The sequence below is a fragment of the Mucilaginibacter flavidus genome (genome assembly GCF_024055575.1).
Taxonomy (GTDB): domain Bacteria; phylum Bacteroidota; class Bacteroidia; order Sphingobacteriales; family Sphingobacteriaceae; genus Mucilaginibacter; species Mucilaginibacter flavidus.
This window is the reverse complement of the sequence record NZ_JAMXOE010000006.1, coordinates 96,225-111,532: the sequence shown is the minus strand read 5'-3', so window position 1 is coordinate 111,532 and position 15,308 is coordinate 96,225. Positions and strand designations below refer to the sequence as shown.

The 15,308-nt window shown below is 42.1% G+C and carries 14 protein-coding genes; 8 read left to right on the top strand and 6 right to left on the bottom strand.

Features of this window, described 5'->3' with window-relative positions; genetic code table 11:
• Positions 1 to 36 precede the first annotated feature (36 nt).
• The 3 genes from NAF19_RS11940 to NAF19_RS11930 all read right to left on the bottom strand — a co-directional run bounded on the left by NAF19_RS11940 (position 37) and on the right by NAF19_RS11930 (position 3,452).
• Complete coding sequence (locus tag NAF19_RS11940) at positions 37 to 684, bottom strand: carbohydrate-binding protein (protein WP_252790282.1); 648 nt, start codon at positions 682 to 684, stop codon at positions 37 to 39.
• Positions 685 to 754: 70 nt separating this feature from the next.
• Complete coding sequence (locus tag NAF19_RS11935) at positions 755 to 2,548, bottom strand: OmpA family protein (RefSeq protein ID WP_252790281.1); 1,794 nt, start codon at positions 2,546 to 2,548, stop codon at positions 755 to 757.
• A 280-nt stretch (positions 2,549 to 2,828) separates the two neighbouring features.
• Positions 2,829 to 3,452, bottom strand: coding sequence for a 7-carboxy-7-deazaguanine synthase QueE (locus tag NAF19_RS11930; protein ID WP_252790280.1), 624 nt, complete (start codon positions 3,450 to 3,452; stop codon positions 2,829 to 2,831).
• 149 nt (positions 3,453 to 3,601) lie between these two features.
• Between NAF19_RS11930 and NAF19_RS11925 the strand changes: the two genes are divergently transcribed.
• From NAF19_RS11925 to NAF19_RS11910, 4 genes are all read left to right on the top strand, one after another.
• On the top strand, positions 3,602 to 4,366 hold the full coding sequence (locus NAF19_RS11925) for a hypothetical protein (RefSeq protein WP_252790279.1): 765 nt from the start codon (positions 3,602 to 3,604) through the stop codon (positions 4,364 to 4,366).
• A 5-nt stretch (positions 4,367 to 4,371) separates the two neighbouring features.
• Positions 4,372 to 4,704, top strand: a complete 333-nt coding sequence (locus tag NAF19_RS11920) for a Rieske (2Fe-2S) protein (RefSeq protein WP_252790278.1) — start codon at positions 4,372 to 4,374, stop codon at positions 4,702 to 4,704.
• Complete coding sequence (locus NAF19_RS11915; protein ID WP_252790277.1) at positions 4,701 to 5,135, top strand: hypothetical protein; 435 nt, start codon at positions 4,701 to 4,703, stop codon at positions 5,133 to 5,135. The genes NAF19_RS11920 and NAF19_RS11915 overlap by 4 nt, the downstream gene beginning before the upstream one ends.
• A gap of 82 nt (positions 5,136 to 5,217) precedes the next feature.
• Positions 5,218 to 7,986: a family 78 glycoside hydrolase catalytic domain gene (locus NAF19_RS11910; protein WP_252790276.1), complete on the top strand. Its 2,769-nt coding sequence runs from the start codon at positions 5,218 to 5,220 to the stop codon at positions 7,984 to 7,986.
• Between the two features lie 9 nt (positions 7,987 to 7,995).
• Here NAF19_RS11910 and NAF19_RS11905 read toward each other — a convergent pair whose 3' ends face one another.
• Genes NAF19_RS11905 through lepA form a run of 3 tightly spaced genes read right to left on the bottom strand, consistent with a single transcriptional unit; the run spans position 7,996 to position 11,037 of the window.
• The gene (locus NAF19_RS11905) at positions 7,996 to 8,877 is read right to left on the bottom strand and encodes a bifunctional 5,10-methylenetetrahydrofolate dehydrogenase/5,10-methenyltetrahydrofolate cyclohydrolase (protein WP_252790275.1); all 882 of its coding nucleotides are present in this window, start codon (positions 8,875 to 8,877) and stop codon (positions 7,996 to 7,998) included.
• Positions 8,874 to 9,221: a hypothetical protein gene (locus NAF19_RS11900; RefSeq protein ID WP_252790274.1), complete on the bottom strand. Its 348-nt coding sequence runs from the start codon at positions 9,219 to 9,221 to the stop codon at positions 8,874 to 8,876. The genes NAF19_RS11905 and NAF19_RS11900 overlap by 4 nt, the downstream gene beginning before the upstream one ends.
• 28 nt (positions 9,222 to 9,249) lie before the next feature.
• Positions 9,250 to 11,037, bottom strand: coding sequence for a translation elongation factor 4 (gene lepA / locus NAF19_RS11895; protein WP_252790273.1), 1,788 nt, complete (start codon positions 11,035 to 11,037; stop codon positions 9,250 to 9,252).
• A 140-nt stretch (positions 11,038 to 11,177) separates the two neighbouring features.
• Between lepA and mtaB the strand changes: the two genes are divergently transcribed.
• From mtaB to NAF19_RS11875, 4 genes are all read left to right on the top strand, one after another.
• The gene (gene mtaB / locus NAF19_RS11890) at positions 11,178 to 12,497 is read left to right on the top strand and encodes a tRNA (N(6)-L-threonylcarbamoyladenosine(37)-C(2))-methylthiotransferase MtaB (protein ID WP_252790272.1); all 1,320 of its coding nucleotides are present in this window, start codon (positions 11,178 to 11,180) and stop codon (positions 12,495 to 12,497) included.
• 27 nt (positions 12,498 to 12,524) lie between these two features.
• A complete protein-coding gene (locus NAF19_RS11885) occupies positions 12,525 to 13,694 on the top strand; it encodes a prolipoprotein diacylglyceryl transferase (protein ID WP_252790271.1) in 1,170 nt (389 codons plus the stop codon).
• The gene (locus NAF19_RS11880) at positions 13,687 to 14,157 is read left to right on the top strand and encodes a GtrA family protein (protein WP_252790270.1); all 471 of its coding nucleotides are present in this window, start codon (positions 13,687 to 13,689) and stop codon (positions 14,155 to 14,157) included. Before NAF19_RS11885 ends, NAF19_RS11880 begins: the two co-directional genes overlap by 8 nt.
• A gap of 320 nt (positions 14,158 to 14,477) precedes the next feature.
• Complete coding sequence (locus NAF19_RS11875) at positions 14,478 to 15,266, top strand: inositol monophosphatase family protein (RefSeq protein ID WP_252790269.1); 789 nt, start codon at positions 14,478 to 14,480, stop codon at positions 15,264 to 15,266.
• Positions 15,267 to 15,308 lie beyond the last annotated feature (42 nt).

Here is a 15,308-nt window from a genome sequence, read left to right as displayed (position 1 = left end):
AACGTCTGAAGGCCTTTTATATTTACTGGTTGACCACTATCTGTATTCCAAATAATCAAAATTCATATTGCCATTACCAACCACATGCAGCGTAAGGACGTGTGCACCTTTCGCAAGTTTTATGGATGTAAGTGAATCGGCTTTATTCCAATGATGCCATTGCCGCCATTTAACAGTGTCGCTATCATTGTGGGTTGTGGTAATTTTTAAATCTTTGACGATTTCTTTTCCATCTAAATCAAGTGCAATAACTCCATCACCGTTGGCAGTGTACATCAAGCCAACTTTATAAATGGCTGTGCGGTCAACTTGAACAGTGTATTTAATCCATTCGCCGGGCTTTGTCCAGCCGACATAAAGCTGGCCCATTTTCGGCAGAACTATACTATATGGATTATTGTCGATGTCATGTTCTTTGGTGTACGATATATCAACACCCTCGTGCATCCTGAATTCGTTTAGATAGCTGCCACTGGCCGGGTTAAGTTTCCCGCTGCCGTTATTTACACTGTCGTCATCATGATATGCAACACCTTCGCCACCCAAATCATAAAACTCACATTCAATTTTGCCGGGGATATGCTGTGCTTTATTTTGCCAGGGCTTACCTGCATAACCAGGTTGCCGAATTACTAAACCTGCAAACAAAATAACCGACAAAACACTAAGCAATACGATTTTCATAAGTGATGAATCAATTTCGAAAAAAGGCATTATATTTTTACCTAATCTCTAATCTCCGGTTAATTAATCTCTATTTCGCAATTATCTTAAATTCAGTCCGCCTGTTTTTTTGGCGACCCTCATCGGTATCATTTACAGCAATTGGCTGCGTTTTACCGTAGCCTTTAAAAACAAGCCGGCCGGCATCAATTTTATTGTCGATAAGGTATTGATAAACCGACTTTGCCCTGTTTTGGGAAAGCGTTTGGTTAAGCTGGTCGTTACCCACGTTATCGGTATGTCCCGATATTTCTATATGCAGCGTGGGGTTTAGGGTTAAAAATGAGAGCAGTTGTTGTAATTCGGCAACAGATTCCGGTTTCAAATCAAACTTATTGGTATCGAAAAATATATTGTTTAATACAACCTTATTGCCAATTTCAATGGGATCGAGCAAAACGGCAATATTAAATGCGGTCTTGGGTTCGTGCCCGACCAAAGAAAAATTAGCCGAGTAAAAGAGGTACCCCGATTTTGAAATATTCAATCCATAGTTTTTGCCGGCAGTTAAGGTGGCTAAAAAGTCTCCTTCATCAGCATCGCTGTAATCCTGGAAAACGGGTTGGTTCTTTTGCAAATCGATAATCTCCACAGCTGCCTCAAGCGGCGCTTTTGTTTTGGCATCGTTTACTGTGCCTTTTACATAAGTAACCAGGTTGGGCCGGAGGTTTGGAGGTAACTCGAATGTATAAATATCATACCCACCAAAACCATTTAAATTATTCGACGAGAAAAAAGCATAGCTGCCATTCGCCGTTAATGTCAGCCCATTTTCATCACCGCTTGAATTGATGGGGTACCCCAGGTTTTCGGGCTTTTGCCATTTGCCATCTTTGCTTAAGCGGCTTACAAATAAATCTTTTCCGCCAAGGCCCGGCCACCCGTTCGAACAAAAATAAAATGTACTATCGTCGGGATGAATAAACGGAGATTGTTCGTCATAAATGGTATTGATGTTAGGCCCAAGGTTTTCGGGTTCGCCCCAGCCTTTGTCGCCAAGGGTTGATTTCCAAATATCGTAGCCCCCGTAGCCTCCTTTGCGGTTGCTTACAAAGTAGAGCGTCTTACCGTCGGCGCTTATGGACGGTTGCGATTCCCAGCCCGTTGTGTTTACAGGCGGGCTTAAGTCAACGGGTTTACCCCAGTCGTCGCCTTTTTTCTGTGCTATATAAATATCGCAGCGGCCCAGACCATCAGGACGGTTGCAGCCCGTAAAAAACAAGTATTTGCCATCCTGCGATATGGATTCAGCCCCTTCATTGTATTGCGGGGTGTTAATCAGGTCGCTTAAATAGGTGGCCGTTTGCCACTTGCTATTTAGTTTGCTGCTTTTATAAAAATCTTCATTGTTGTTTATTTTCCGGGTAAATATCAGTGTGCCTTCATCGGCAGTGGCGACGGGCAGGTATTCATCAGCAGGGGTATTTATTTCGGGGCCAAGATTAATTGGTTTAAACGCCACCGGGTGGGCAATTGCCTGTATGCTGAATTTACAGTCAGCTATGAGTTTTTGCGCATAGTAAGTGTTTTGGGTAGTGATGTTTGGATAGGTTAGATATTTTTCCAGGTGGTGCTGCGCAAGCTCATATTGTGCGCTATTCACCTCCAGTTCGCCGACTTTGAGATAGACGGCGCGATTAAACTCTGGATTTAAAACAATTACTTTATGAAATTGATCTATAGATTCTTTGTAGCGGCGCATCTGCCGCAAAACATCGCCCAAAACTGCATGAGCCTCAACAAATTTGTCGTCTGCCTCTACGGACTTTTGCAGATTTTCAACAGCCTCATCATACATGTGGTCGTCTAAATTTGTATTTGCCAAAGCAAAATATTTAATAGCGGCTCTATCGGTGGTAGAGTATTGCCTCTGCTGGGCGGATATAAAATTGGATATAAATACTAACAGAACCGAGAAGAAAGTAACTCTCATTGGTTTTGATACGTGTTTTTCTATCCTAAGTTACGTTTTTTTGAAGAATCAAGAGCCAACACTCAAGAATCGAGATAAAAAGAGCAGAAAATCACTAAATTTTAATCGACAGAAAAAAACCAGATATTTTCAAGTCTTAATTCTTGGCTCATGATTCTTGACTCTCACCGAACTATGGTATATTCAAATACTTATGCGTTTGCAACGATATTTCCCATTGGGGGTTGTTCATTACATACTCCACAATAAGCGGGGTCATTTCTTTTGATTTTGACCATTCGGGCTGCAGGAACAGTTTACATGTTGGTGAAACCAATTTTGCGTTTTCCTCAGCAAATGCAAAGTCGGATTTATTAAATATGATCACCTTAAGTTCATCTGCATTTGCTGCCACCAAATGCATCGGGCCTTTGAATTTTTTAGGAGATAGGCAAATCCAATCCCAATTACCTGAAAGTGGGTAGGCACCGGAAGTTTCAATAAATGTTTTGATGCCTTGTTTTTGCAGGCCGGCGGTTAGATAATCGAGGTTATAAATCAGCGGTTCGCCGCCGGTAACAACCACAGCTTTAGCCGGGTGTTTGGATGCATTTTCAATTATCTGATCCGCAGATGTTAGTGCGTGGAGCTCGGCGTCCCAGCTTTCTTTTACATCGCACCAGTGGCAGCCTACATCGCAGCCGCCAAGGCGGATAAAATAAGCAGCCTTGCCGGTATTGTATCCTTCCCCCTGTATCGTATAAAACTCTTCCATTAAAGGAAGTAATGTGCCGTCGTCCGGTATTTGGTGTGCCATAATTTGAAGGTGCAAAGGTATGATTTTGAGATGAAAGGATAAAGACGAAAGAAGAAAGGTGATTTTAAGCAGATAATTTGAAAAAACCTTTCGCCTTTACCCTTTTACCTTTCAGCAATTTTCTCTATTATTACTTAAAATTTTGCAATATGAAAAAACTTTACTTCCTGGTACTATTTTTCGTGTTGCTTTGCTTTTCGTCTTGTCTGGATATTGAAGAGCAATACAACTTTAAACAAGATGGCTCATGCAGCGTTGTTTATGGCTTTGATATGGGCAGCGCTGTATCGGTACTGATGAACCTAATGTCTGACTCGGTTAAAGAAACACCTCAATTTTCGCTGGTAAAAGATACCACACTGAATTTTTATACTGCCCTTCCCGACAGTATACAGCAAAAAATGACAGCCGAAGAAGCCACCATGGTTAAAGCCAGTGATCTGCACGTAAAAATGGATTTGAAAAAAAGCATAATGAAGGTCAGTATAAATCACGTGGCTAAAAATGCCGCCGATTTGGAATACTACCTTAAGCATATTTCAAAAATATCAATGAATAGCCAGCTGAAATCGCTGCAAAAAGGGGAGAAGGCCCCTATGGGTTTTAATGCCCAGCAATTGGTGGCAGGCGAGGATTATTACACCTACGAGATAACACCGCATAAATTTTACCGCATCATCGACAAGGAAAAATTTAATGCATTTTTAAGGAAAACACAATCTGCATTTTCAATGGCCAAGGCAATGCTGATTGACATGCCTTATAAAGTAATTCTTAACTTTGCAAAACCTGTAAAAAAAGTAAACAATCCCAAGGCCATTGTTTCGGCTGACAGGAAAAGGGTTACCCTTATTACCAACATGGATGATGTGATGAAAAACCCATCACTGATGAACTTAAAAATTGACTTTTAGCACGTATGAAGTGGTACCCCGTGCCGGATGTTGAAGACGCCGGTAAGCCATTTATTAAAAAAATTAAAATTGACAATAAAGGTATCTGCGTGGTAGGATACGGCGGCGAAGTTTATGCTGTATCCGCAGAATGTCCGCATGCCGGATTTGATTTGAGTGAGGGCTGGTGCGAAAACGGAAAGATTATTTGCCCTCTGCATGGTTACGCTTTTGATTTAAAAACCGGCAAAGGGGTTAATGATTACGTAAAAACTTATCCTGCTAAAATAGAAAACAACACAGTATATGTTGGCACGCCAACTGTTTGGGATGATATAAAAAAAGTATTTAATAAATGAACCAAAGAGGAATAGATTATATAACCGAAGATTTTTATGAGTCGTTGAGTTTCCAGGATGGCGAGATGCCCGATTTGGAAACAGTAAAGGAACTATTTTATGAAAACGGACTTTTGATAAACAACAGTTTTAGCAAACCTGTTATCTTTACTATAGATGAATATATCCAATCGTTTGAATCCCAGATAGCTGATGGGTCAATGCTGCAATTTATGCAGCGTGAGCTTTACTCGCAAACTGAAGTGTTTGGTAAGGTTGCTCAACGCTTGAGCGTTTACGAATACAGTTTTACCTATCATGAAACCGCAAATGCACCCAGAGGTATAAATTATATTCAATTTATTTTGGATAACGACCACTGGCGCATAACCTCAATGGCCTGGGCTGATGAAAATGTGAACCATCAGATTCCGGCAGAATATTTGAGATAAGATAAGGGACACAAGTGGGTATTAATTGACCGATGATATGGCCACAAGCCTCAATTAATCAGCGATATATAAGCTATGCTAAATGAATAAAATCATTTCAATTCTTTCGTTTCTTTGCATCAGTTTTAGTATATCGGCCCAACCCTTTATATCTAATCTAACTTGTGAACATGGTATTGACCCGATAAGTGTTGATACCCAAAATCCTGCATTGAGTTGGCAGATCGGGGGTGAGCAGCGCAATTTGAAACAAATAGCTTACAGAATTTTGGTTGCTGATGATGTTGAGCATTTGAAAAAAAACGTTGGCAATACTTGGGATTCAAAAAAAGTATTGTCAAAGCAATCGCTGCAAATACCATTCGCCAGCAAAAAGCTGGACCCATTGAAAACCTATTATTGGAAAGTAATAGTTTGGGACAATCATCATCAAACATCTGGCTGGAGCAAGATAGCAAAGTGGCAAATGGGATTACAATCCAAATCGGACTGGAAGGGCGCCAGTTGGATTGCCTATGAAAAGATGCCGGATTCTTTAGTGCTAAATCCGGGTATCGAAAATACAAACGACAAACGATGGAATAAAGGCAGTGACATTTTACCGATACTGCGAAAAGAATTTGTAGTAGATAAAAAGCTAAAAAAGGCAACCATTTTTATAACCGGGTTAGGGCAATTCGATTTAAGACTTAACGGTAACAAGGTTGGCGATCACTTTTTAGATCCCGGATGGACAAAATATGATAAGCATGCCCTTTACGTGGCGTTTGACGTAACTGATGAATTGAAGCAAGGAAAGAATGCCGTGGGTGTAATGCTTGGAAATGGATTTTATTACATGCCAGGCGAAAGATACCATAAGCTGAAAAGCGCTTTTGGGTATCCTAAAATGATTTGCCGGCTTGCTTTGCAATACCAGGACGGGACTGAAGAAAACATCATCACAGATCAGTCATGGAAAGCCACCCCGGGTCCAGTTATTTTTTCAAGTATTTATGGCGGCGAAGATTATGATGCAAATTTTGAGCAAATCGGCTGGGACCGGGTTGGGTTTAACGACGCTAGTTGGAAGAATGCAATTGTTGTTGACGGACCCGGGCGATTGGATGCGCAAGCTGAAGACCCGCTGAAGATATTTGACCAGTTTTCTCCGGTAAAAATCTCGCAGCCAAAGCCGGGCGTTTGGGTGTATGACATGGGACAAAATGCTTCGGCTATTCCGTTTATAAAAGTTAGTGGCAATAAAGGGGCAGTGGTTAAGGTAACGCCGGCTGAACTGCTGAGCGATGACGGCCTGGTTACCCAGGAAGCTGTGGGAACACCTGTTTACTTTAAATATACACTAAATGGTAATGGCATCGAAACCTGGCACCCCCAGTTTATGTACTATGGTTTCAGGTACATACAGGTTGAGGGCGCTGTTCCGCAAGGTGAGCCCAATGGGATGCATCTGCCGGTAATATCAGCAATAAAAAGCTTACACACCCGTAATTCAGCCACCAGTGTCGGGACTTTTAGCTGTTCCAATGATTTATTCAACAAGACCTTTAAACTTATAGACTGGGCTATCAGGAGTAATACCGCCAGCGTATTTACAGATTGCCCTCATCGTGAGAAACTGGGCTGGCTGGAAGAAGCTCACCTGGTTGGGCCGTCCATCCGGTATAATTATGATATTGCAACCTTATGCCGTAAAGTGGTAAGGGATATGATAAACTCACAAACCGCCGACGGGTTAATCCCTGACATAGCGCCGGAATATGTTGAATTCGGTGGTGGATTTCGAAACTCGCCCGAATGGGGAAGTAACGGCATAATAATGCCCTATTATATTTACCAGTGGTATGGCGATAAACAGGTGTTGTCAGAAAGCTATGACATGATGACCCGTTACGCGGCTTACCTGCAGAAACAGTCAAAAAATAATTTACTTTATTTTGGCCTTGGTGACTGGTATGACCTCGGGCCCGGCGATCCGGGAGTATCACAATTAACGCCACCAGGAATAACCGGATCGGCTATTTACTATTATGACCTTACTATACTTTCGAAAGTAGCAACCTTTTTAGGAAAAACAAGCGATGCGATTAAATATAATACGTTAGCCAATGATGTTAAAATAGCATTTAATAACACTTTTTTCGATAAGCAGACCTTTCAATATGGTACAGGCAGCCAAACTGCAAATGCTATGGCCGTATACACAGGCATTGTTGAAGCAGGCTATAAAACGGCTGTTATTGACAATATAGTGAAAGACATTCGCCTGCATAATAACGGACTAACGGCCGGCGACATTGGATATCGATACCTCTTAAGGGTGCTGGACGATGCGGGCCGGTCAGACGTGATATTTGATATGAATAGCCGGTCGGATGTTCCCGGATATGGCTATCAATTAGCCCGCGGGGCCACGTCGCTTACCGAATCATGGCAGGGCAACCGGATATCGTCAAACAATCATTTTATGCTTGGCCACTTAATGGAATGGTTTTATAGTGGCCTTGGTGGTATTAAGCCTGATTCAAATTCAATAGCATTTGATAAGATTGTTATCAGGCCCGAACCTGTTGGGGATGTCACCTGGGCGAACGCAAGTTATTTATCCCCATACGGAATGATAGCCAATAGATGGAAGACGAATGGAGGATTGTTTACGATGCAAACCAGCATTCCCGCTAACTCAACGGCAGTAATTTATTTACCCGCACGTAAAAACTCCGTAGTGAGCGAAAATGGCCATTCATTATTAAACCGGCGTGATATCAAAATATTAAAATTTGAAAACGAGAGGGCTGTTTTAGCCGTCGGTTCCGGCAACTATTCGTTTTCAGTTAGAAACATCAATTAAAAAACTCAACTAAGGGTAAACTTCCTTATTAGCCGAAGCCAATGTGTTTTTTAATAAACCAATAATGGTCATCAATCCCACTCCACCCGGTACCGGGGTAATCCATGATGCTTTTTGGGATACATTTTCAAAATCAACATCGCCGTAAAGCTTAAAGCCCGATTTGGTCAAAGTGCTGGTTTCGCGGTTCATGCCGACATCAATAACTACCACGCCGTCTTTTACCATATCGGCGGTGATGAAGTTCTTTTTCCCGATGGCTACAATCAAGATGTCAGCATCAAGCGTAAACTTTTTGATATCAGGTGTACGACTGTGGCAGATGGTTACCGTGCAGTTGCCAGGGGTAGTGTTGCGCGCCATCAGGATGCTCATGGGCGAGCCTACTATATTGCTGCGACCAACCACCACGCAATATTTGCCTGCAGTTTCGATGCCGTATTCTTTCAGCATCAAAGTAATGCCATAGGGCGTTGCGGGGATAAACGATGGCAGGTTACGCTGCATGCGGCCAAGGTTCACCGGGTGAAAGCCGTCCACATCTTTGCGATGGTCGATCTTTTCGGTTACTTTCTCAGGGTCTATATGTTTTGGTAGGGGTAGTTGAACAATAATGCCATCAATGTCAGCATCTGCATTAAGCTCAGCTACTTTGGCTAACAATTCCTCTTCTGTTACGTCACTTTCGTAGCGTACGAGCGTCGATTTAAAACCTACAGTTTCGCAATTTTTTATTTTGCTGGCCACATAAGTTTCGCTGCCGCCATCGTGCCCAACCAGCACAGCCACCAAATGTGGTTTACGCCCGGTTTCAGCCAGTATTTTAGCAGCCGACTCAGCTATTTCGCCTTTGAGTTTTTCTGATACGTATTTTCCGTCTAACAACTTCATATTAGGATGTCTTTGATCCAATTCTCTGGCAATGGAGGAAGATCCAATTCTACAATTTCTTCTTTTTTTTCTATTCTTATTAACAAAGGACTTTTACCAAAGTTCAGTTTCGTTCCCTGTTTTCCATTTATCTTGCGTATCGCACTCTCTATCGATTCTTTTCCTCCGGCGAGCAGTTGATTTACCAGCGCATCAGAAACGGAGTTTTTGCGAAAGCAATTAACATGATATGCTGGTATATTACCGTCATAAATTATAAACTCCCCGTAAACAAAATCACCAAGGTTAATTAAATCCCTTAAACCGAATATTGTCCAAAAGGTTGTTTTAAAATACTTTTCCATACAATCCAACCTTTTAGAGGTTGGGAATTTAGTCTAACTTCAACACCGCCATAAATGCACTCTGTGGTATCTCCACATTTCCCACCTGCCTCATGCGCTTTTTACCTTTCTTCTGTTTTTCCAGCAGCTTACGTTTACGGCTGATATCACCACCATAACATTTGGCGGTAACGTCCTTACGCAAAGCTTTAACAGTTTCGCGGGCTATAATTTTAGCGCCGATGGATGCCTGTATAATAATTTCAAACTGCTGGCGTGGTATAAGTTCCCTTAACTTTTCGCAGATTTTTTTGCCGAAATCGTAGGAGTTTCCCCTGAATATCAGCGACGATAAAGCATCAACAGGCTCCGCATTTAAACGGATATCTAAACGTACCAGGTCTGATTTGCGGTAACCTATTTGGTGATAGTCGAACGATGCATAACCTTTTGAAATAGTTTTTAGTTTGTCGTAAAAATCAAAAACTATCTCGCCCATCGGCATCTCAAATATCAACTCAACACGGTCGGACATTAGATATGATTGGTTTTTAATATAACCCCGCTTTTGAATACAAAGCGACATAATCGGCCCCACGAATTCCGATTTCGAAATAATAGTGGCTTTTATATACGGTTCCTCTACATAATCAATACGGCTTGGGTCGGGCAGGTCGGATGGGTTATTTACCGTAATAGCGTCGCCTTTGGTAGTGTAGGCCAGGTATGATACGTTGGGCACGGTGGTAATTACCGTCATATCAAACTCGCGCTCCAATCGCTCCTGGATAATCTCCATGTGGAGCATACCCAAAAATCCGCAACGGAAACCGAAGCCTAGAGCGGCAGACGATTCCGGTTCAAAAACCAATGACGCATCATTCAATTGCAGTTTGGCCATGGCTTCGCGCAATTCTTCGTAGTCATCTGTATCAACCGGGTAAATACCGGCAAATACCATTGGCTTAACTTCCTCAAAACCCTGTATTCCTGCTTCACACGGCCGGTCTACGCGGGTAATTGTATCGCCAACCTTTACTTCCCGGGCCTCTTTTATACCCGAGATAATATATCCTACGTCGCCTGTTTTAATGACGTCTTTAGGTAACTGCTTCAATTTCAGCGTGCCAACCTCATCGGCCAGGTATTGTTTTTCCGTAGCGAAGAATTTTACTTTATCGCCTTTGCGTATTTCACCATTTACCACTTTAAAATAAGCGACAATACCGCGAAACGAGTTGAAAACAGAATCGAATATTAAAGCCTGCAATGGCGCTTCAGGATCGCCGACAGGAGGGGGCACTCTTTTAACAATAGCCTCTAATATATCGTGTACGCCCATGCCGGTTTTGCCGGATGCGGCCAAAATCTCTTCGCGTTTACAGCCAATTAGTTCAACAATCTGGTCTTTAACCTCCTCTGGCATAGCGCCTGGCAGGTCCATTTTATTTAAAACCGGGATAATTTCCAGGTCGTTTTCCAAAGCAAGGTATAAATTCGATATGGTTTGCGCCTGTATGCCCTGCGCGGCGTCCACAATCAGCAAAGCGCCTTCGCAGGCTGCTATAGAACGCGAAACCTCGTACGAGAAATCCACGTGCCCGGGTGTATCAATCAGGTTCAGCGTATATTTTTGCCCGTCGAGGATATAATCCATCTGAATGGCATGACTTTTTATGGTAATGCCGCGCTCACGCTCCAGGTCCATATCATCAAGCAATTGTGCCTGCGATTCGCGCTGGGTGATGGTATTTGTATATTCAAGCAACCTGTCGGCAAGTGTACTCTTACCGTGGTCGATGTGTGCTATTATGCAAAAATTACGAATGTGTTCCATTTATCGCGCAAAAATAGCGTTTTGGAGCGACATTTTGATAAGACCGCTTTCCGATTTCGGAATTTCGATTTTGTGCAGGCAGTCAAAAATTTTAAAATCAAAAATTAGCATCAAAATAAGTATCTTTGCACGCTTTAAAAATGAATAAAAAAGTAGCATTTTATACGCTAGGCTGTAAGCTTAATTACTCGGAAACATCGTCGATTGGGCGCCAGTTTAACAACGCTGGTTTCAATACGGTTGAGTTTACCGATACGCCCGACGTATTTGTTATTAACACCTGTTCGGTAACTGACAATGCCGATAAAAAGTGTAAAAAGGTTGTTAAAGAGGCTTTAAAGATATCGCCTAATGCATACGTCACCATAGTAGGGTGCTATGCCCAGCTTAAACCAAAGGAGATTGCCGAAATACCAGGTGTGGACATGGTTTTGGGTGCCGCTGAGAAATTTCAGATTGTTGATTACATTACCGATTTAACAAAAAACGCGAAAGCGGTGGTTCATAACCAGCCGGTATCCGAAGCAAAAGATTTTGTCCCCGGCTTTTCCATCGGCGACCGCACCCGTACATTTTTAAAAGTGCAGGACGGTTGCGATTACTCCTGCTCGTTTTGTACCATCCCGCTAGCCAGGGGCAACAGCCGCAGTGATACTATTGAACATGTGGTTGAACAGGCGATGGAAATAGCAGCCAGTGGTGTAAAAGAAATTGTTTTAACCGGGGTAAACCTGGGCGATTTCGGCATAAGGGATGGTCAGCGCGCCGACAAGTTTTTTGATTTGGTAAAGGCGCTGGACAAAGTTGAGGGAATTAACAGGTTCCGTATCTCGTCTATCGAACCCAATTTACTCAGCGACGAAATTATTGAGTTTGTGGCGCAGTCCGACCGTTTTGTGCCGCATTTTCATATCCCGCTGCAATCGGGCAGCGATAAAATACTGGGCCTGATGCGCCGCCGCTACAAACGCGATTTGTACGTCAGCAGGGTAGCCAAAATAAAACAGCTGATGCCGTATTGCTGTATTGGTGTCGATGTAATAGTGGGCTTCCCGGGCGAAACACGCGAGGATTTTATTGACACTTATAATTTTCTGAACGACCTTGACGTTTCATACCTGCATGTGTTTACTTACTCTGAAAGGGAAAACACGCTTGCCAGCGACATGAGCGGGGTAGTACCGGGATCGACACGTGCAGACCGAAGTAAAATGCTGCACATATTATCAGACAAAAAACGCCGGGCGTTTTACGAAAGCCAGTTGGGTAAAATGGATGAAGTATTGTTTGAGGGCGATATTAAGGATGGTTTTATGCATGGCTTTACCCGTAATTATGTGAAAGTAAAAACTGAATACGACCCCTTACTGGTAAACGAATTAAAAACGGTGCACTTAACAAAAATATCACCCGGCGGTGATGTTGAAATAACTGAAAGCGAAGAAATATTGGCCCATTAACCTTATCTTGCTCCCAAATTATAAACGATGTTTCCAAATCTATTTTATCTTATACGTTACCTTACCGGGCTCGAAATTCCGTTTTTACAGATAATACAAACGTTTGGTTTTTTTGTGGCCATCGCATTCATGGGCGGGTATTGGGCCTTTGTACAAGAGTTTAAACGGAAAGAGAAATTAGGCGTTATCCATTCATTTAAAAAAATGGTGACCATCGGTGCGCCTGCATCGTTTGCCGAATTGCTTGGAAATGGCATTTTTGGTTTTATAATTGGCTATAAACTGGTTGATTCTGCACTCAATTTTCATACATTGGTTGATGACCCGCAGGCATTTTTATTATCACCGCGCGGTAATTGGCTGGGTGGTATTATTGGCGCAGCCGTGTTTGTGTATTGGGCATATTACGAAAATAAAAAACAACGGTTACCAACCCCAAAAACAGAAAACGTTACTGTACACCCCGCTGAATTGATGGGAAGCATTTTGCTTTGGGCGGCAGTTTTTGGTTTTTTAGGGGCTAAAGTATTTAACGCGCTGGAAAACTGGGGTGAATTCATGAAAGACCCTGTCGGTATGCTGATAGGCTTTAGCGGCCTTACGTTTTACGGTGGATTGATTTGCGGCGGTGCCGCCGTTTTGTATATAGCCAATAAACATGGTATTAAGCCACTTAATATGCTCGATATTGGCGGACCGGGAATGATGCTTGCATACGGTATTGGCCGTGTAGGCTGCCAGATGTCGGGAGATGGGGACTGGGGGATTGATAACCTTAACCCTAAGCCGCACTGGCTTGAGTGGATGCCAAACTGGATGTGGAGTTTTAATTTTCCGCATAATGTTAACAACGTAGGTAATTTAATTCCGGGCGATACGGGCAAGTTTAACCGGGTGTTGTCAATGCCGGTATATCCAACGTCGTTTTATGAATTTGTTATGTGTATTTTACTGTTCTTTTTCCTTTGGAAAATACGCGACAGGATAAAAGCGCCAGGCGTAATGTTCGGTATTTACATGATACTGGCCGGCGTTGAACGTTTTTTTATTGAACGGATACGTGTAAACACGCAATATCATGTAGCAGGCATTAGCTTTACACAAGCCGAAATGATTTCGGTATTGATGGTACTTGGTGGGGCTGCATTGATTTTTACCGGCTATAAAAAGAGCCAGACTCAGTTAAAGCATGGCTGAGATTAACCTGGGGAATAAATTGCTTGATAACCATATTGTAAGGTTTGTTTTTTCGGCGGGATTGGGTTTTTTGGTTGATAACTTAGCATTTAACCTGCTTTATCATAACCTCCTGGTTCAAAAAACTTATCATATTATATTTTTCACGACTCGTAATTACACACTTTCATTGGCAATTTCCTACTGTATTGGCGTGATAGTTAACTTTATAATGACGAAGTATTTTGTTTTCTCGCAATCAAAATCATCGTCATTAAAACAACTTATAAGATTCTTGTCAGTAGCTATCATCGGTTTCTTCGCCAATTGGGCTATTTTGAAAATATTCATAAAGGCTTTGAATATGGATCCGCGGGTAGCAAGACCACTTGCCGGATTGAGCCTTTTTTTTGCTAGCTACTTTATTCATAAGGCTTTCTCGTTTAGCCTGGCTTTGCGGCATCAGGAGGCTAACGAGCACTAAGTTAATGCAGGTTCAGACAGCGTTCCGGTGTTCCATTTTTACACGCGGAACACCCCGAACGCTATGGAACACACTGATTATCATCGAATTAAAATTATATTAAATTTAAGTTACTGATAATCAAGCGATACAGGATTTTCACTTTTTTGGCTTGTTTTCGTAATTTATTTATAATTTGCATGTTCTACTTTTGAGTTGATTAAAAATTGTCGCTGTAACTTCCGCTACCATAAAAAATTCGATAAAATTCATGAGAATTCTTGTCAACTAAAATTCGTTTCAATTAAATTCCTGACATTCGTTCTATTCTTTGATTAATTATGGAATTAGAAAAAATAATAAATAGTGTAATTGAAATTTCGAAACAAGCGGGCAGCTTTATAAGGGAGCAGCGAAAAACCTTTAGTGCCGACAGAATTGAGCTGAAAGGGCTTAATGACCTGGTATCATACGTTGATAAAACTGCTGAAGAAATAATTGTTAAAGCATTGGCGGACGTATTACCCGAAGCTGGCTTTATCACTGAAGAAAAAACCATCAACAAAACAGGAGAACGCTATAATTGGATCATCGATCCTCTTGACGGTACTACCAATTTTATCCATGGCTTGCCAGTTTATTCGGTAAGCATCGCTTTGCAGGAATACGACGAGTTGGTATTAGGCGTAGTTTACGAAGTGAATATGGATGAATGTTTTTATGCGTGGAAAGGTTCTCCAGCCTACTTGAATGGCAACACAATTAAAACCAGCGACAGCCCGACAATTGACCAAAGTTTGTTAGCTACCGGCTTCCCATATCACGATTTTACCAAACAACCGGCTTATATCGGTTTGTTCACTGAATTAATGAAAAGCTGCCATGGTTTGCGTCGTTTAGGCTCAGCCGCTGTTGACCTGGCTTACACGGCCTGCGGCAGGTTTGATGCGTTTTATGAGTACAACCTTAACCCATGGGACGTTGCTGCAGGAGTTTTAATAGTGCGGCAGGCAGGTGGACAAGTAGTAAACTTTAAAGGTGGCGATGAGATATTGAACAGCCGGGAATTGCTGGCCACAAACGGAAAGATAACGGATGAAATGTTAGGTGTAATTAAAAAATACTTTTAATCACCACGAATCAACTCGAATTTTATCGAATTTCACGAATTT